The 17,032-nt window shown below is 53.0% G+C and carries 14 protein-coding genes; 5 read left to right on the forward strand and 9 right to left on the reverse strand.

The annotated features are described in order from the left end of the window. The first annotated feature begins 2 nt into the window (after positions 1–2). A complete protein-coding gene (locus EAH77_RS08165; protein WP_140471556.1) occupies positions 3–2,435 on the forward strand; it encodes a formate C-acetyltransferase/glycerol dehydratase family glycyl radical enzyme in 2,433 nt (810 codons plus the stop codon). A 52-nt stretch (positions 2,436–2,487) separates the two neighbouring features. Continuing rightward, complete coding sequence (locus tag EAH77_RS08170; protein WP_140471558.1) at positions 2,488–3,234, forward strand: DNA-binding transcriptional regulator YciT; 747 nt, start codon at positions 2,488–2,490, stop codon at positions 3,232–3,234. 20 nt (positions 3,235–3,254) lie between these two features. Here the strand turns inward: EAH77_RS08170 and araD are convergent, their stop codons facing one another. Next, complete coding sequence (gene araD, locus EAH77_RS08175; protein ID WP_140471560.1) at positions 3,255–3,950, reverse strand: L-ribulose-5-phosphate 4-epimerase; 696 nt, start codon at positions 3,948–3,950, stop codon at positions 3,255–3,257. Positions 3,951–4,294: 344 nt separating this feature from the next. Here araD and osmB point away from each other — a divergent pair, with 344 nt between their 5' ends. After that, positions 4,295–4,522, forward strand: coding sequence for an osmotically-inducible lipoprotein OsmB (gene osmB / locus EAH77_RS08180; RefSeq protein WP_140472207.1), 228 nt, complete (start codon positions 4,295–4,297; stop codon positions 4,520–4,522). A 188-nt stretch (positions 4,523–4,710) separates the two neighbouring features. Here the strand turns inward: osmB and yciH are convergent, their stop codons facing one another. Together yciH and pyrF are read right to left on the reverse strand one after the other, a co-directional pair. Then, entirely contained in the window at positions 4,711–5,040 is a 330-nt protein-coding gene (gene yciH / locus EAH77_RS08185) for a stress response translation initiation inhibitor YciH (RefSeq protein WP_140471562.1), read from the reverse strand. Between the two features lie 11 nt (positions 5,041–5,051). Beyond that, positions 5,052–5,780 carry an orotidine-5'-phosphate decarboxylase gene (pyrF, locus tag EAH77_RS08190; protein ID WP_140471564.1) on the reverse strand — a complete coding sequence of 243 codons (729 nt, stop codon included), beginning with the start codon at positions 5,778–5,780 and terminating at the stop codon, positions 5,052–5,054. Between the two features lie 191 nt (positions 5,781–5,971). Between pyrF and EAH77_RS08195 the strand changes: the two genes are divergently transcribed. Continuing rightward, on the forward strand, positions 5,972–6,253 hold the full coding sequence (locus EAH77_RS08195) for an Arc family DNA-binding protein (protein WP_140471566.1): 282 nt from the start codon (positions 5,972–5,974) through the stop codon (positions 6,251–6,253). A 220-nt stretch (positions 6,254–6,473) separates the two neighbouring features. Here the strand turns inward: EAH77_RS08195 and lapB are convergent, their stop codons facing one another. The 3 genes from lapB to pgpB form a co-directional block, all read right to left on the reverse strand. Further along, positions 6,474–7,643 (reverse strand): lipopolysaccharide assembly protein LapB, encoded by a 1,170-nt coding sequence (gene lapB, locus EAH77_RS08200; RefSeq protein WP_140471568.1) that lies wholly within the window; start codon positions 7,641–7,643, stop codon positions 6,474–6,476. Positions 7,644–7,649: 6 nt separating this feature from the next. Further along, complete coding sequence (locus EAH77_RS08205; protein ID WP_140471570.1) at positions 7,650–7,961, reverse strand: LapA family protein; 312 nt, start codon at positions 7,959–7,961, stop codon at positions 7,650–7,652. A 271-nt stretch (positions 7,962–8,232) separates the two neighbouring features. Further along, on the reverse strand, positions 8,233–9,003 hold the full coding sequence (gene pgpB, locus EAH77_RS08210) for a phosphatidylglycerophosphatase B (protein ID WP_140471572.1): 771 nt from the start codon (positions 9,001–9,003) through the stop codon (positions 8,233–8,235). Positions 9,004–9,390: 387 nt separating this feature from the next. Here pgpB and ribA point away from each other — a divergent pair, with 387 nt between their 5' ends. Beyond that, entirely contained in the window at positions 9,391–9,981 is a 591-nt protein-coding gene (ribA, locus tag EAH77_RS08215) for a GTP cyclohydrolase II (protein ID WP_140471574.1), read from the forward strand. Between the two features lie 73 nt (positions 9,982–10,054). On the opposite strand, the gene acnA is transcribed toward ribA, so the two are convergent. The 3 genes from acnA to topA form a co-directional block, all read right to left on the reverse strand. After that, complete coding sequence (gene acnA / locus EAH77_RS08220) at positions 10,055–12,730, reverse strand: aconitate hydratase AcnA (protein ID WP_140471576.1); 2,676 nt, start codon at positions 12,728–12,730, stop codon at positions 10,055–10,057. Between the two features lie 280 nt (positions 12,731–13,010). After that, positions 13,011–13,985, reverse strand: a complete 975-nt coding sequence (gene cysB / locus EAH77_RS08225; RefSeq protein ID WP_140471578.1) for an HTH-type transcriptional regulator CysB — start codon at positions 13,983–13,985, stop codon at positions 13,011–13,013. Between the two features lie 360 nt (positions 13,986–14,345). After that, positions 14,346–16,943 (reverse strand): type I DNA topoisomerase, encoded by a 2,598-nt coding sequence (gene topA / locus EAH77_RS08230; protein ID WP_140471580.1) that lies wholly within the window; start codon positions 16,941–16,943, stop codon positions 14,346–14,348. Positions 16,944–17,032 lie beyond the last annotated feature (89 nt).

Genomic DNA, 17,032 nt, shown 5'->3' on the forward strand with positions numbered 1-17,032 from the left:
TAATGACCCAGCTGAATCTGAATACCCTTTCCGACCGCATCAAGGCGCACAAAGAGGCCCTGATCCACATCGTCAAACCACCGGTTTGTACCGAACGTGCGCAGCACTACACGCAGATTTATCAACAACACGCGGACAAGCCTCTGCCGGTGCGCCGCGCGTTGGCACTGGCCGGGCACCTGAGCAAACGCACTATCTGGATCAAACACGACGAGCTGATTATCGGCAATCAGGCCAGTGAAGTCCGCGCTGCACCGATCTTTCCTGAATATACCGTTGGCTGGATAGAGAGCGAAATCGATGCACTCGGTGACAGGCCGGGCGCGGGTTTTGCGGTGAGTGAAGCCAACAAAAAGATCCTGCATGAGATCTGCCCATGGTGGCGCGGCCAGACGGTGCAGGACCGCTGCTACGGTATGTTTACCGATGAACAGAAAGCGCTGCTCGACAGCGGCATCGTCAAAGCCGAAGGCAATATGACCTCTGGCGATGCCCATCTGGCAGTGAATTTCCCGCTGCTGCTGGAAAGTGGACTGGACGGTTTGCGCCATAAAGTTGATGAACGCCGCCGTCGCATTCAACTGACCGACTGGGAAGATCTGCACAAAGAACAGTTGCTGAAAGCCATTGATATCACGTTGGCCGCTGTCAGCGACCATATTCTGCGTTTTGCCACACTGGCCAGCGAAATGGCGGCCAGCGAGAGCCGGGAAACACGCCGCGACGAGTTGCTGGCCATGGCGGCTAACTGTGAGGTGATCGCCCACCAGCCGCCAAAAAACTTCTGGCAGGCGTTGCAGCTGTGCTATTTCATCCAGCTGATTTTGCAGATTGAATCCAATGGCCATTCGGTGTCATTTGGCCGCATGGATCAGTATCTGTATCCGTTCTACCGCCGCGACGTGGAGCTGGAGCACAGGCTGGAACGCGTTCAGGCCATAGAACTGCTGCAAAGCTGCTGGCTGAAATTGCTCGAGGTGAATAAGATCCGCTCAGGCACCCACTCGAAAGCCTCGGCGGGCAGCCCGTTGTATCAGAATGTGACCATCGGCGGGCAAAATCTGCTTAACGGCGTGGCGTCTGATGCAGTGAATCCGCTCTCCTATGCGGTGCTGGAATCCTGTGGGCAATTACGCTCCACCCAGCCCAATCTCAGCGTGCGCTATCATGCCGCCATGAGCAGCGACTTCCTCGATGCCTGCGTGCAGGTGATCCGCTGCGGCTTCGGCATGCCCGCATTCAATAACGATGAGATCGTGATACCCGAATTCATCAAACTGGGCGTGGAACCGCAGGATGCCCATGACTACGCCGCTATTGGCTGCATCGAAACTGCCGTCGGCGGTAAATGGGGCTACCGTTGCACCGGCATGAGCTTCATTAACTTTGCCCGCGTGATGCTGGCGGCATTGGAACAGGGAACCGATGCCAAAAGTGGCAACCGCTTCCTGCCGCAGCAATGCGGACTGTCACAGGGTAACTTCAACGATTTCGAACAGGTCTTTGCGCAGTGGGACCAGCAAATCCGTTACTACACGCAGAAATCTATTGAGATTGAATGCGTGGTTGATACGGTGCTGGAAGAGAATGCGCCAGATATTTTATGCTCCGCGCTGGTAGATGACTGCATTGAGCGCGGGAAAAGCATCAAGCAAGGTGGCGCAAAATATGACTGGGTATCCGGCTTGCAAGTCGGCATCGCCAATCTGGGCAACAGCCTGGCCGCAGTGCAAAAATTGGTGTTTGAGCAGAGGCTAATCGGTCAGCAAGAGCTGGCCAATGCGCTGGCCTCTGACTTTGCGGGGCTGGACGGTGAACGTCTGCGCCAGCGTTTGATCAACGGCGCGGACAAGTACGGCAATGACAGCGACGAGGTGGATGAACTGCTGGTGCGTGCGTATCAGTGTTATATCGACGAGCTGTCGAACTACCATAATACCCGCTTTGGACGCGGCCCGATTGGCGGGACGTATTACGCCGGGACCTCTTCTATTTCCGCCAATGTGCCTTTTGGGGCCGCCACCACCGCCACACCGGATGGACGCAAGGCTTACACCCCGCTGGCAGAAGGCGCGAGCCCGGCTTCAGGTACCGATCACCTCGGCCCGACAGCAGTCTTTAACTCGCTGGGTAAACTGCCAACGGCGGCCATTCTGGGCGGCGTGCTGCTCAATCAGAAGCTCAACCCGGCTTCGCTGGAAAACCCGCATGACCGCCAGACATTGATGCTGATGTTACGCACTTTCTTTGAGGAGCATCGCGGCTGGCACGTGCAGTACAATATCGTTTCCCGCGAAACATTATTGCAAGCCAAAGAGATGCCGCAGAATTACCGTGACCTGGTGGTACGTGTCGCTGGCTACTCTGCCTTCTTTACGGCCTTATCGCCGGAAGCGCAGGATGATATCATCGCCCGCACCGAGCACTCGCTCTAACTTTTTAAAAAAACACAGGCAATCTTCGGGTTGCCTGGTATTTCGGATAACCATGAACGACAGACAGCAGATCATTTTGCAATGGGTCAACGACAAGCAGCGCATCAGTGTGAATGAGCTGGCACAGGTGTGTCAGGTGTCAGAAGTCACCATCCGTCACGACCTCACCCAACTGGAGCAGCGCAACTACTTGCGTCGGGTGCATGGCTTTGCGGTGGCGGTGAACACCGACGATGTTGATCAGCGCATGATGTCTAACTTCGGCCGTAAGCAGAAGCTGGCGAAGTTTGCTGCATCATTGATTCATGACGGGGAGACGGTGTTTTTCGAAAGTGGCAGCAGCGTGGCGTTACTGGCCCAGTATCTTAGCGACAAAAAGAATCTTACGGTGGTCACCGTCAGCAGTTATGTCGCCACACTGTTGAAAAGTATGCCTTGTGAAGTGATTCTGCTGGGCGGAATGTACCAAAAAGCCAGCCAGACGCTGGTCGGCCCGCTAACCCGCCTGTGTTTGCAACAGGTCAATTTCAGCAAGGCGTTTATTGGTATCGACGGGTTTACGCCAGAGACCGGTTTCACCGGCCGCGATATGCTTCGTGCTGATATTGTTAATGCGGTACTGGCGAAGGGGGTCGAAAATATCGTGCTGACCGACTCTACAAAATTCGGCCAGATCACCGGTAATCCGCTGGGGCCAATCAGTGCGGTGTCGCGCGTGATCACCGACGACCAGTTGAAGGAAGCGTTCCGCCATCAACTGGTCAGTGCTGGGGTGAAAGTGAACGCGGTCAGCCAGTAGTCCTCTTCAACGATAGACGTTTACTGGCCGTAATAGGCATTTTTTCCGTGCTTACGCAGGAAGTGTTTGTCCAGCAGTTGTGGCTGCATGTCGCTAAGATTAGGCGTCAATTGGAGGGAGAATATCCCCATGTAAGCCACCTCTTCCAGCACCACCGCGTTATGCACTGCCGTCTCTGCATCTTTTCCCCAGGCAAACGGACCATGCGAGTGCACCAAGACGGCGGGCAGGTCGCGGGGGGAAAGCAGACGTTCTGCGAAGGTTTTGACAATCACTTCCCCTGTTTCCCACTCATAACGCCCGGCGATCTCCGCCTCGGTCATTTTGCGCGTGCAGGGAATGTTGCCGTAGAAGTAATCGGCGTGGGTCGTCCCCCAGGCTGGAATGTCTTTGCCCGCCTGCGCCCAGATAGTGGCGTGTCGCGAGTGGGTATGCACAATGCCGCCCGCGTCAGGGAAATTGAGATACAGCACGCGGTGGGTGTCGGTATCTGATGACGGCTTTTTGCTGCCCTCCACCACTTTTCCTGTCTCCAGTTCGACCACGACCATGTCATCAGGCTGCATATTTTCATATTCCACGCCCGACGGTTTAATCACCATCAGCCCCTGCTGGCGGTCAACGGCGCTGACATTCCCCCAGGTAAAGGTCACCAGATGGTGTTTGGGCAGCGCCAGATTGGCATGCAGAACCTGTTCTTTAAGTTGCTTGAGCATCGGATATCCCTTAATGGCCGAAGTTTCCTTTATTCTCTGGTCGGAACTGGCTGGCAGGTATGGGGCAAATGGCTAAAGAGTGCGTAAGGTTCTGCTGCAACCGCAAGTTTGCAGGCTGGCGCGGTCTGCGACTGGGGAGAGGACGTCCCGGATGAGGTTATTGTGCCTTTAGGCGGGGCCGTAAAGGTGAATTCAGACTATTCACCTAGTGAATGAGTGCAGATTTCATTATTTTTAACTCACTGGGTGAACGTTGCGCCCGGGGGAAAATGTGAATTAACGGTCATCACCTATACTTATTGAACGAGTCTGACAGTTGATCATTATTAAGGAGAGTTACCATGATGACATTATCAAGTTGTACAACTAAACGTATCGCCAGTGTTGCACTGGTTCTGACTCTGGCGATGTCTGTCAGCGCATGTGGCAATTGGTCTAAACGCGACCGTAACACCGCGATTGGTGCGGGTGCAGGTGCTTTGGGTGGTGCAGTTCTGACTGACGGCAGTACGTTGGGGACTTTGGGTGGTGCAGCAGTCGGTGGGATTGTCGGTCACCAGGTCAGTAAATAATGACTGAATAAGTATGAAATTGAATAAAGGTTAAAAACTAAAAAACAGTTTATTTGTACGACTTTCAGGTCTTCTTTTATTTGTCATCCTCTGAGACGACAAACCGGTTATTAAAAAATGCTGTTTCGATGAGGAAGCAGCATTTTTATCAAAGGCCATACTCAATATTATTTGCACTGCGCCCGGTATCAGCCGCCCGCAAGCTTAACTTTATGGCCTTTCTCTTCTAAAAGTTGTTTCAGCAAATCCCGCTTGTCGCCCTGAATTTCAATCACGCCCTCTTTGACCGCACCGCCACAGCCACATTTCTTTTTAAGCTCGGCGGCCAGTTTATCCAGTGCCGTATCATCCAGACTCAGCCCGGAGATCAGGCAAACACCCTTGCCTTTTCGGCCACTGGTCTGACGCTGAATGCGCACAATGCCATCCCCTTTCGGGCGTTCTGCTTTGGTTTTGGGTTCTTCAATTCTGCCGGAATCGGTGGAGTACACCAGCCGGCTGTTGCTGTCGTTTTTCATGTGGGTTTGTCTTAACGCAGGGAGGCGCGAATATCACGCAGGGTTTGCGCCGGATCGGCTGACTGGGTGATCGGGCGGCCAATCACCATGTAGTCCACCCCGGCGGCCAGCGCTTCTTGAGGTGTCATCACGCGGCGTTGATCGTCGGCCTGACTGCCTGCGGGGCGAATACCTGGGGTCACCAGCTTAAACGCTTGCCCCAACGCTGTTTTGAAACGGGTCGCTTCCTGCGCAGAGCAGACCACGCCATCAAGGCCGCAGTCACGGGTCAGGCGCGCCAGACGCTCGGCATAATCGGCCGGAGAGAGCTGAATGCCTAAATCCGCCAGATCACTGCCTTCCATGCTGGTCAGTACGGTGACGGCAATCAGCAGAGGGGCATCGCTACCGAAAGAGACCAGCGCGTCTTTGGCCGCTGTCATCATGCGTGCCCCGCCGCTGGCGTGGACGTTGACCATCCATACGCCCAGTTCCGCTGCCGCTGCCACGGCATGCGCCGTGGTATTGGGAATATCATGGAATTTCAGATCCAGAAACACGTCAAAACCACGCACTTGCAGATCTTTGACAATTTGCGGGCCAAAGTGAGTAAACATCTCTTTGCCGACTTTTAGACGGCAGTCACGCGGATCGATGCGGTCGGCAAAAGCCAGGGCAGCGGACTTATCGGCGTAGTCGAGTGCGACAACAATCGGTGATGAATTCAACTCATTGTTATAGATGTTATTTTCAGACTTCATGTCGTCAGCCTTTTGTCAGTGATCAGGGAATATTACCGTCCGGCATTTTCTGCCGCCCGCATTTTACCTTTCATCCACCACAAATCCCAGCCACATTGAATGTTACATTTTCGTGAATTTTTTATTACCCCCTAGACGGCGTCACACGTGTGGCATAGCGTGGGGTTTTCGGCTGAAGGAAATAGAGCAAAATGAGCGAGATATCCACCCTGACCATCAAAATCCCTGTGGAATTAAAAGAACAAATCCGCGCCGCCGCCGCTGAGGCAGAACATTCCCTGAGCGTTGAAGTCTGCGCACGTCTGGAGGAGAGTTTTAGTCATAAAGAGAAGAAAAGCGCCAAAGCCAGCGAACATGATATCGACAACCAGCACACCAGCGAAAATGCCGAACCGGCGCTGACGCAAAAAGAGCTCAAGAAACTGCGTACCCTGCTCGTTTCTGTGCGCAAAACCATCAGCAAAAAGAAGTAATACTTTGAATTTGACTTTATTTCGACCAGAACGTCTTAGTCATTTTCTCTAAATCATTTGAGTCGTTGAAAGGCAGTTTAACGTGGCCCTGAAATTCTCTACGTTATTGGGAGTGTATCAAGGCGGGTAAGAGCGAGATCCCCAGGCGCTGACATTAAGTCAGTGACTGGGGTGAGCAAAGGCAGCCAATACAGAACAATTCAAAGAACGACGAGGATTTTTATTGGCCGTCCAGGCCGCGGATAGGCTTGACCGTCGCCCATGCCCGACAGGATGGGCAATGCCAGTAAAGTGAGTGCGCAGTAAAGCCACATTTGTGACAACGATAGCGCGGTTTGGTGCGAATTTGCTCACCGACCATGTCGCGCAACAGCATCAAACTCTCTTTCGCACGCCCTTCTTCCGCATCCACCAGATGATAGTCCATCAGGTGGTGAAATACGCGCATGGTCGGGTGGCGCTGCAGTTGGCGGTTCATATACAGCTGCGCGACTTCACGCCCCTCTTCCTGGTGGATGATTTCCGCCAGCATCAGCTCAGCGCTGGCACCGGTATTTTCATCCACGCAACGTTTGAGGAAATCAGCCCACGGCTGTTGCTCATTGATATGCTGGTAGCACTCCTGCAGCATCGGCAGGGTTTCGCTGACAATTTCTTTGTCCTGCTCAAGCACGCGTTTAAGTGCGTCAGCGGCTTTGGAATAGTCATTCTGAGCCATCAGAATTCGGCCCTGCATGATCGACACGCGGGCGCAGAGTTTGTCTGCCGACGCGGCTTTTTTCAGTAAACCGGTCGCTTTGTCCAGGTCATCGGTGGCCATCGCCTGCAATGCCAGTTCACACCAGAAATGGGCAATCTCTTTGCGACGGTTGTCTTTGCCGAGTTTAACCAGGCGTTCGGCAACATCAATCGCATTTTGCCAGTCGCTGGTCGCCTGATGGATGACCAGCAGTTGTTCCAGTGCGAACAGCTGGTAATCCTGCTCTTTCACCAGTTGGTTGAACATGTCTTCAGCGCGGTCATATAACCCGGCGGCCATGTAGTCACGGCCCAGTTGCTGAACAGCCAGCAGACGCTGCTCGAACGTCAGCGAGGCACTCTCCATCAATGACTGATGGATACGGATGGCACGATCAACTTCACCACGGGAACGGAACAGGTTGCCCAGCGTCAGGTGAGCCTCGACGGTACTGCTGTCCTCTTTAAGCATTTCAAGGAACAGATCGACGGCTTTATCCTGTTGGTTGGACAGCAAAAAGTTAACGCCCGTCACGTATTCACGTGACAGGCGGTTGGCGTTTTCCTGTTTATCCTGCTGAGAACTTCTGCGCCCCATGTACCAGCCATAGGCGGCCGCAACGGGCAACAACAGAAACAGCAGCTCTAACATAAAGGCTTATTCCTTGCTGACAGCGGAAGGCGCAACGGGGGGAGTGACCACCGGTACGGGTGCGATCTGTTGTTCCAGACGCTTAATTTTACGCTGGGCACGTCCAAGCGACAGGCGGACACGCAAATAGAACAAACCACAAATGACCCACCCCAGTACAAAGCCGGTAGCGAACAGCACAGCAAGCAGCGTGGAAACACGGTAATCGCCCTGCGCCAGCAAATAATTAAACGTTACTACCTGATCGTTATGAGCGCCGAGGGTGATGGAGATCACCACGACGACCAGCACGAGCAAAAAAATCAGCAAATATTTCACATTCATTCCTGTAATGCCGGATGTACCGGATGAATTATGCCCAAACTTACGTCCTGACCTTATAAGTTAGCATTTCCACACAAAGCATGGAATTGCCCGCCACGGATAAAGCGCACATCGGATAACCTTCCGACAAAGAGATCATCATGCTGGTCTCTGTTCATCACCGGGAGTCTGAATGAACAGACTATCTTAAAGATATGGGGACGATTATCAGGATTTAAACGGGTGCCCGGCTACGTACACGGCGGCAACCGGCCCCCTCGATCTATTATTTTATCCCGTCAGCCTCACGCTGGGCAATTTCTTGCTGTTCTGCCGGTGGGGGCGTTAACGTACCAACGAAACGTTCGGTCAGCCAGCAGGCGAGCATCACCAGTATGGCGCTTATTCCGACCGACGCCATTAAATCGCGCGGCCAGTGCATACCCAGCATAAGCCGACTGCCCATCACAATAACGGCCCAGCTCATCATCAAGATCACCGTTTTGTAATGACGTCGTGGCCAAAGAATAGCCAGCGCCAACAGCGCCCAGGTCGCGGCAAACATAGTGTGACCCGACGGGAACGCGTAGCCGGTGTCGCTTTGCCAGCTTTTCTTCAGCCAGTGTGGAAGCGCTGCGTCATCGCCCAACAAGGTTTTGACTTCGTTAGCGCGCTCTTTGCCCTTCATGGCATAAAACTGGAGCACATCCATTTCATGTGAGGTCCCAAGCCACGCCACGTAGGGTCTTGGTTCTTTTACCTGGCTTTTAATGACATCTTTTACGTACTGGCCGACCACAATGGCCGCCACCAAGATGACCACCAGGACGGCGGCTTCTTTGAGTCGAAAGCGCAGACACCACAGGAACCAGCCACATAAAAGTAACGTGGTAAGAATACCCCAGGGCTCGCTGACCGTTTCAGTGATCCAAAACAGCGGGCGTAAAATCAACGGACTCAGACCAGGGCCCCACAACCAGCCACTGGCCCACACAGCAGCGGGCATCACGAGTAAAATGAGTGTGCCGACAATGACACGCCTGACAATGAGATACATGGACGCCCTCAAAAAAAGTCAAAGAACCACAGTGTAGCAATCTTGTCAGTGCTTCACATCCACTAACCGAACCTCGTTTAAGGAACGGTTAACCACCCGAAATTACTGGTGTTTCAGGCCGAAAGGATAATTCATAAGTTATGACGTAATCGTTCAAATATTTCCGCTTAAGCGCAGACTGATTTGTGGCAGAATGTTCTCCGGATTGTTGCAAACACTTATCCTTGTGGATTTCTGCTGGTCAAGCGGTGCATCGGAAAGTAGGATGCGCAGCAACGAATAAAATACTGAACGTTAATAAACACTATACTCAACGTCACTCAAGCCATGCCGACGTGTCACTAACGCAGCAACAACGTGAATGATGAAGAGTATTTGGAGCATAAAATGCAGCTGAAACGAGTGGCAGAAGCCAAACTGCCCACACCATGGGGTGATTTCCTGATGGTGGGTTTTGAAGAACTTGCAACAGGTCATGATCATCTGGCATTGGTTTTCGGTGATATCACGGGTGAGACACCGGTCCTTTCGCGCGTGCATTCCGAGTGTTTGACGGGTGATGCATTATTCAGCCTGCGTTGCGATTGCGGTTTTCAACTGGAAGCGGCCCTCAATCACATTGCTGAAGAAGGCCGTGGTATTTTGATGTACCACCGTCAGGAAGGCCGTAATATCGGGCTACTGAATAAAATTCGCGCCTATGCCCTGCAGGATAAAGGTTACGACACGGTTGAAGCCAACCATCAGCTCGGTTTCGCCGCTGATGAGCGCGACTTCACGCTGTGTGCCGATATGTTTAAGTTGCTGGGTGTGCCCGCCGTACGGTTGCTGACCAATAATCCGAAGAAGGTGGAGATCCTGAGCGAAGCCGGGATTAACATCGTCGAACGCGTTCCGCTGATCGTCGGCAAGAACCCGAAAAATGAGCGCTATCTGGCAACCAAGGCTGCCAAGATGGGCCATATGCTCGACCAGTAAGCTTCCCGATAAAGACGAAAGGCACCTTACCGGTGCCTTTTTTATGCTTAGCCTCTGCGCGGTTAACGCAAGATCACAGCATTTTGCGGATCACATAATGCAAGATCCCCCCGTTTTCAAAGTACGTCAGCTCATTGCCGGTATCAATTCGGCAGCGCGCATTGACGACCTCGGTATGCCCATCGGCAAAAGTGATGTACACCGGCACAATTTGGCCCGGTTTCAACGTCTGCATGCCGCTGACGCTAATGGTTTCGTCACCCGTCAGTTTGAGCGTTTTGCGTGTCACACCCTGAGGGAATTCCAGCGGTAAGATCCCCATGCCAATCAGGTTTGAACGGTGGATACGTTCGAAAGACTCGGCAATAACCACCCTAACGCCCAGCAGACGGGGGCCTTTCGCCGCCCAGTCACGACTGGAACCTGAGCCGTACTCTTTACCGGCAATCACCGCCGTCGGCACGCTCTCATGCTGATAGCGCATGGCGGCGTCATAGATGGCCAGCTGTTCCTGCGACGGGATATGGCGGGTAAAGCCGCCTTCCACGCCCGGCACCATTTCGTTGCGAATACGGATGTTGGCGAAGGTTCCGCGCATCATCACTTCATGATTACCACGACGTGAACCATAAGAGTTAAACGCCTTCGGCTCCACGCCATGCTGCGTCAGGTAGCGACCGGCGGGGCTGTCCGCTTTGATATTACCCGCCGGAGAGATGTGGTCAGTGGTCACGGAGTCGGCCAGGATCGCCAGGATCCGCGCATCGTGGATATCCTCAATCGCGTCAGGTTCAGCTTTCATGTTGCTAAAAAATGGCGGATGACGAATGTAGGTGGAATCCTCCTGCCAGGTATAGGTCGGCGTGCCGTCGACCTTGATGGCCTGCCAGTTGGCGTCGCCGTTGAAGACTTCGGCATACTCCCGGTGGAACATGTCTGTTTTCACCTGTTCCACGGCTTTGGCAATGTCGTTTGACGACGGCCAGATATCTTTTAGAAAGACCGGTTTTCCGTGCTGATCTTCACCTAGCGGATCCTTGGTCAGGTTCACTTTCATATTACCTGCCAACGCATAGGCCACCACCAGCGGCGGCGAGGCCAGCCAGTTGGTTTTGATCAGTGGATGAATACGCCCTTCGAAGTTACGGTTACCCGACAGCACCGCACCCACGGTGAGGTCACCCTCTTTTATCGCCGCTTCGATGGGGTCAGCCAGCGGGCCTGAGTTACCGATACAGGTAGTACAGCCATAGCCCACCAGATTAAAACCCAGTTTTTCGAGATAGGGCATCAGCCCGGCGGCATTGAGATACTCGGTCACCACTTTCGAGCCCGGCGCCAGCGAGGTCTTCACCCAGGGTTGACTGGTCAGCCCTTTTTCTACGGCGTTCTTCGCCAGTAAACCGGCCGCCATCAGCACGCTCGGGTTGGAGGTGTTGGTACAGGAGGTGATCGCGGCGATGACCACCGCGCCGGTGGTCAGTTGATGATGCTGACCATTGAGCGTAAAGCTTTCAAACTGGGTCTGTTTCCCATTGGCATTGCCAATTTCCAGCTCGGTGGCAGCATTAAAGGCCTGGGGTACATTCGGCAGCGCCACCCGGTCCTGCGGGCGTTTGGGTCCGGCCAGACTGGATTCCACCAACGCCATATTCAGTTCCAGCGAGCTGGTAAACACCGGCTCGTCACCCTCTTCACGCCACAAACCCTGTGCCCGGCTATAGGCTTCAACCAGCGCGATCTGTTCATCGCTGCGGCCACTGAGTTTCATATAGCTCAGCGTCACTTCATCGACCGGGAAAAAGCCGCAGGTTGCACCAAATTCCGGTGACATGTTGGCGATAGTCGCGCGGTCAGCCAGCGGTAAATCCGCCAGGCCGTCACCGTAGAATTCGACGAATTTACCCACCACGCCATGTTTACGCAGCATTTGGGTGACGGTCAGCACCAGATCCGTGGCGGTAATACCTTCGCCGAGTTTTCCGGTCAGTTTGAAACCGACCACATCCGGGATCAGCATTGATACGGGCTGCCCCAGCATAGCGGCTTCGGCTTCGATACCGCCCACGCCCCAGCCCAGAATGCCGAGGCCGTTGATCATGGTGGTATGGGAGTCAGTACCGACTAAGGTATCGGGATAGGCCACGGTTTTGCCGTCAATCTCTTCATGCCATACCGTCTGCCCCAGGTATTCAAGGTTGACTTGATGGCAGATGCCGGTGCCCGGCGGCACTACGCGGAAACGGTTAAAGGCTTTTTGCCCCCAGCGCAGGAAAATATAGCGTTCGTGGTTGCGCTCCATTTCCAGCCGGACGTTTTCGTCAAAGGCTTTGTCATCACCGTATTCATCCACGGTGACCGAGTGGTCGATCACCAAATCAACGGGCGTCAGCGGATTAACCTGTTCGACATTACCGCCCAGACGCTTCACGGCCTGGCGCATGGCGGCAAGGTCGACAACGGCCGGAACGCCGGTGAAATCCTGCATCAGAACACGGGCCGGGCGGTAGGCAATTTCGCGATCGGCATGGCCGGTTTTTTGCCACTCGACCAGCGCACGCAAATCATCTTCAGTGACAGTGTCACCATCGATATTACGCAACAAATTTTCGAGCAGGACTTTGAGGGATTTAGGCAGGCGTTGAATGTCACCCAGCTTTTGTGCCGCTTTCGGCAGGCTGTAGTAGTGATATTCCTTATCGAGGGCTGCCAGCTTATCCTGACTATTCTTTCGAAGATCGGACGACATAGCTACTCCTTATTATCACGCTTATCTTTCAGACTACTTATATTTCAATGGGTTGAACCCCCATACAGGTCACGTGCAATAACCTGACAGGGTATAAGTCCACTCTTAAACATAACACAAAATGTGATTAACATTTTGATAACAACACGAAGTGTTCATGCTATTGCGCCGCCCCGTTAAAAGCGGGTAACAGACCGGCAAAAAAAAATCCCAACCGCCATGATGGGCGCTCGGGATTTCACTGTAGGCAGAACCGGATGCGGTTATTTTTACCGTTACATCATTTCACCGGCAGCTTGATGTCCTTGAACATCGCTTCGATATCTTCGTTTGAGCGCAAAGCAATCGCGGTATCCACTACATCGCGGGTCAGATGCGGTGCGAAACGCTGGATGAAGTCATACATGTAGCTGCGCAGGAATGTGCTGCGGCGGAAACCAATCTTGGTGGTGCTGTAGGTGAAGATATCGCGGGCGTCGACGGTGACCAGATCCGGATCTTGTATCGGGTCCACTGCCATACTGGCAATCACCCCGACACCCAAACCAAGGCGAACATAGGTTTTGATCACATCGGCATCAGTCGCGGTAAAGACGATATGAGGCGTCAGACCAGCGCGGTTAAAGGCGGTATCCAGCTCTGAGCGGCCAGTGAAGCCGAAGGTGTAGGTCACAATCGGGTAAGCCGCCAGCTCTTCAATGGTGACTTTGTCTTTACCCGCCAGCGGGTGATCCGGCTGGACCACCACAGCACGGTTCCAGTGATAGCAAGGCAGCATGATCAGATCATCATAGAGGTGCAGGGCTTCGGTCGCGATGGCGAAGTCCGCATTGCCTTTTGAAACCGCCTCAGCGATTTGCGTCGGTGAACCCTGATGCATGTGCAGGGATACCCGTGGATAACGCTCTATGAAGCCTTTAATGACGTTTGGCAGGGCATAACGCGCCTGGGTATGGGTGGTCGCCACATACAGCGAGCCTTTGTCGGGATAAGTATGTTCACCGGCAACCGCTTTGATGGCATCCACTTTTGACAGCACTTCGCGGGCGATACGGATAATTTCCTGCCCGGCGGGAGTCACCTGGGTCAGATGTTTACCGCTGCGGGCAAAAATCTGGATGCCCAGCTCATCTTCCAGCATACGCACTTGCTTACTGATCCCAGGCTGCGAAGTGTACAGGCCTTCTGCCGTCGAGGAGACGTTCAGATTATGATTAACCACCTCTACGATATAGCGCAGTTGCTGCAATTTCATATCTCATACCATCCTAGTTTTCAAACCCTGCCAGCCATTCCTGTTCGCCCTGCGGCTGAGAGGTCTGGAAATAGATTGTTTTTTCTCCGCTATGCAACATAGCACCCTGCCCGTAATACTTCACAGGTGAGGCTATTAATAATTTTTAAGCATAAAAAGAGATTTTATATAACAATTATATCAATTATTGACACGTTGTATAGTCGCTTGAGCGTCTACAGACCTGGTGAATAAAACACCCAAAAGGGTGTAGAGCATAGAATGGCGTGCAAAGCATGGGATAATAGATCTTATCGATACAAAAAAACCAGCTCATGGAGCTGGTTTTTTACACCTAACAGCCTGCCTAAAACAGCCTGATTACTTTTTGCCTTCGACCCATTTTCCGTCAACAAAGAACGCTGACCAGCCGGTGGCTTTGCCGTCTTTCTCAGAAGAGACGTACTGCTGCTTGGTCTTGCGACTAAAGCGGACCATCGACTTGTTGCCTTCAGGATCGGCGGCCGGGGCATCAGCCAAGTAGCTGAGTTTTTCCGGCAAACGGTCTTTAAAGCGGGCCAACTCGGCCACTAACGGCGCGCGGGTTTCTCGCGATTTAGGGAACGTATTCGCCGCCAGGAAGACGCCAGCCGCGCCATCGCGCAGAACAAAGTACGCGTCAGATTTTTCACACTGCAATTCAGGTAACGGCACCGGATCTTCTTTCGGTGGTGCCACATCGCCGTTGCGTAAAATCTTGCGGGTATTCTTACATTCTTCGTTGGTACAACCCATGTACTTCCCGAAACGGCCCATTTTCAGGTGCATTTCAGAACCACATTTTTCGCACTCAACGATCGGGCCGTCATAGCCTTTGATGCGGAATTCACCCTGCTCGATTTCGTAGCCATCACACTCAGGGTTGTTACCACAGACGTGCAATTTACGCTGGTTATCGATCAGGTAGCTGTCCATCGCCGTACCGCATTTCACGCAGCGGCGCTTGGCACGCAATGCGTTGGTTTCGGCTTCGTCGCCTTCCAGGATGTTCAGAATTTCCGCATCGGCGATCAGGTTAATGGTGGTTTTGCAGCGCTCTTTCGGCGGCAATGCATAACCAGAACAACCGAGGAACACACCGGTACTCGCGGTACGGATACCCATCGGACGGCCACAGGTCGGACACTCAATGCTGGTCAGTACCATCTGATTCGGACGCATACCGCCCTCTTCAGGATCTTTCTCGGCAATTTCCAGTTGATGGCTGAACTGGGTGAAGAACTCATCCAGCACGCCTTTCCATTCCGCCTTGTTGTTAGCAACCTGGTCGAGGCCATCTTCCATACGAGCGGTAAAATCGTAGTTCATTAGTTCGCGGAAATTATCTTCCAGACGGTCGGTGACGATCTCGCCCATTTTTTCTGCGTAGAAACGACGGTTTTCAACGCGCACATAGCCACGGTCTTGAATGGTCGAAATGATCGACGCATAGGTAGACGGACGGCCAATGCCCCGTTTTTCCAGCTCTTTTACCAGTGACGCTTCGCTGAAACGCGCAGGCGGCTTGGTGAAGTGCTGAGTAGGCAGCAACTGTTGCAGGTTCAGTTCTGTACCGACTTCAATCACCGGCAGCACGCGATCTTCATCGCCTTTACGCAGCGCAGGCATGACTTTGGTCCAGCCGTCAAAACGTAAGGTACGGCCTTTAGCACGCAGCGAGTAGTCGGCGGCTTTCACGGTCAACGTGGTGGAATCGTACTGCGCCGGTGTCATCTGGCAGGCAACAAACTGACGCCAGATCAGCTGATACAGACGCTGCGCATCGGCTTCCATGTCTTTGAGTTGCTCGGAAACCACGGCCACATCAGAAGGACGAATCGCTTCGTGCGCTTCCTGAGAATTCTCTTTGTTGCTGTATTGCAACGGCGCCTTTGGCAGGTATTTATCACCAAAGTTTTCACCGATATAACCGCGCACCATCTCCACTGCATCCTGACTCAGGTTGGTGGAGTCGGTACGCATGTAGGTGATATGACCGGCTTCATACAGACGCTGAGCCATCATCATGGTTTTCTTCACGCCGAAGCCGAGACGCGTACTGGCGGCCTGTTGCAACGTGGACGTAATAAATGGTGCACCCGGTTTGCTGCTGGTCGGTTTATCTTCGCGATCCACCACGGTGTAACGCGCTTTCTCAAGCAACGAAACGGCCGCATGGGTTTGTTCTTTATTAACCGGTTTGAACGGTTTTTCGAGATGATGGGTGACTTCCATTTGCAGCGAGATATCTTTGTTCGCCAGCAAATCTGCATGCAGCTCCCAGTACTCTTCTGGGACAAACGCTTTGATCTCTTTTTCGCGCTCAACCACCAGGCGCACTGCCACGGATTGAACGCGGCCAGCGGAAAGACCGCGTGCAATTTTCTTCCACAGCAGCGGGGAAACCATATAACCCACCACGCGGTCCATAAAGCGACGCGCCTGCTGAGCATTCACGCGATCGATATTCAGTTCGCCAGGCTGTTTAAACGCGTTCTGAATCGCGTTCTTGGTGATTTCGTTAAACACCACGCGGCTAAAGCGTTTTTCATCACCACCAATCACTTCCCGCAAATGCCAGGCTATCGCCTCTCCTTCGCGGTCAAGGTCGGTTGCGAGGTAGATGTGGTCGGCTTTTTCAGCTAACGCTTTTAACTCAGCAACAACTTTTTCTTTACCAGGGAGTATTTCGTATTGCGCTTCCCAACCGTGGTAAGGGTCAACGCCCATACGGTTAACCAGCGCAGTTTTCTCATCCTTTTTTACTTTTTTCTTTGGCTTTTCTTCGGTTGAGCTGGCGGTTTTTTTAGCGGCGGAACCACTGGTTGGTAAATCACGGATATGACCGACGCTGGACTTAACCACATAGTCATTTCCTAAATACTTATTAATCGTTTTGGCTTTTGCCGGGGACTCAACTATTACGAGAGCTTTGCCCATAATTACCTTTTACCTAATTTATTCTTCTGCTGAAGAAGATTTTAACTTGTTATGCCGCGGCACAATGTAACGTCTTTTTTTATATTGCG

The organism is Ewingella americana, from assembly GCF_006438725.1.
GTDB lineage: Bacteria > Pseudomonadota > Gammaproteobacteria > Enterobacterales > Enterobacteriaceae > Ewingella > Ewingella americana_A.

Bases quoted from the DNA above. Each gene is read 5' to 3' on its own strand.
- EAH77_RS08165 (WP_140471556.1), top strand. From the start codon at position 3: ATGACCCAGCTGAATCTGAATACCCTTTCCGACCGCATCAAGGCGCAC.
- EAH77_RS08170 (WP_140471558.1), top strand. From the start codon at position 2,488: ATGAACGACAGACAGCAGATCATTTTGCAATGGGTCAACGACAAGCAG.
- araD (WP_140471560.1), bottom strand. From the start codon at position 3,950: ATGCTCAAGCAACTTAAAGAACAGGTTCTGCATGCCAATCTGGCGCTG.
- osmB (WP_140472207.1), top strand. From the start codon at position 4,295: ATGACATTATCAAGTTGTACAACTAAACGTATCGCCAGTGTTGCACTG.
- yciH (WP_140471562.1), bottom strand. From the start codon at position 5,040: ATGAAAAACGACAGCAACAGCCGGCTGGTGTACTCCACCGATTCCGGC.
- pyrF (WP_140471564.1), bottom strand. From the start codon at position 5,780: ATGAAGTCTGAAAATAACATCTATAACAATGAGTTGAATTCATCACCG.
- EAH77_RS08195 (WP_140471566.1), top strand. From the start codon at position 5,972: ATGAGCGAGATATCCACCCTGACCATCAAAATCCCTGTGGAATTAAAA.
- lapB (WP_140471568.1), bottom strand. From the start codon at position 7,643: ATGTTAGAGCTGCTGTTTCTGTTGTTGCCCGTTGCGGCCGCCTATGGC.
- pgpB (WP_140471572.1), bottom strand. From the start codon at position 9,003: ATGTATCTCATTGTCAGGCGTGTCATTGTCGGCACACTCATTTTACTC.
- ribA (WP_140471574.1), top strand. From the start codon at position 9,391: ATGCAGCTGAAACGAGTGGCAGAAGCCAAACTGCCCACACCATGGGGT.
- acnA (WP_140471576.1), bottom strand. From the start codon at position 12,730: ATGTCGTCCGATCTTCGAAAGAATAGTCAGGATAAGCTGGCAGCCCTC.
- cysB (WP_140471578.1), bottom strand. From the start codon at position 13,985: ATGAAATTGCAGCAACTGCGCTATATCGTAGAGGTGGTTAATCATAAT.
- topA (WP_140471580.1), bottom strand. From the start codon at position 16,943: ATGGGCAAAGCTCTCGTAATAGTTGAGTCCCCGGCAAAAGCCAAAACG.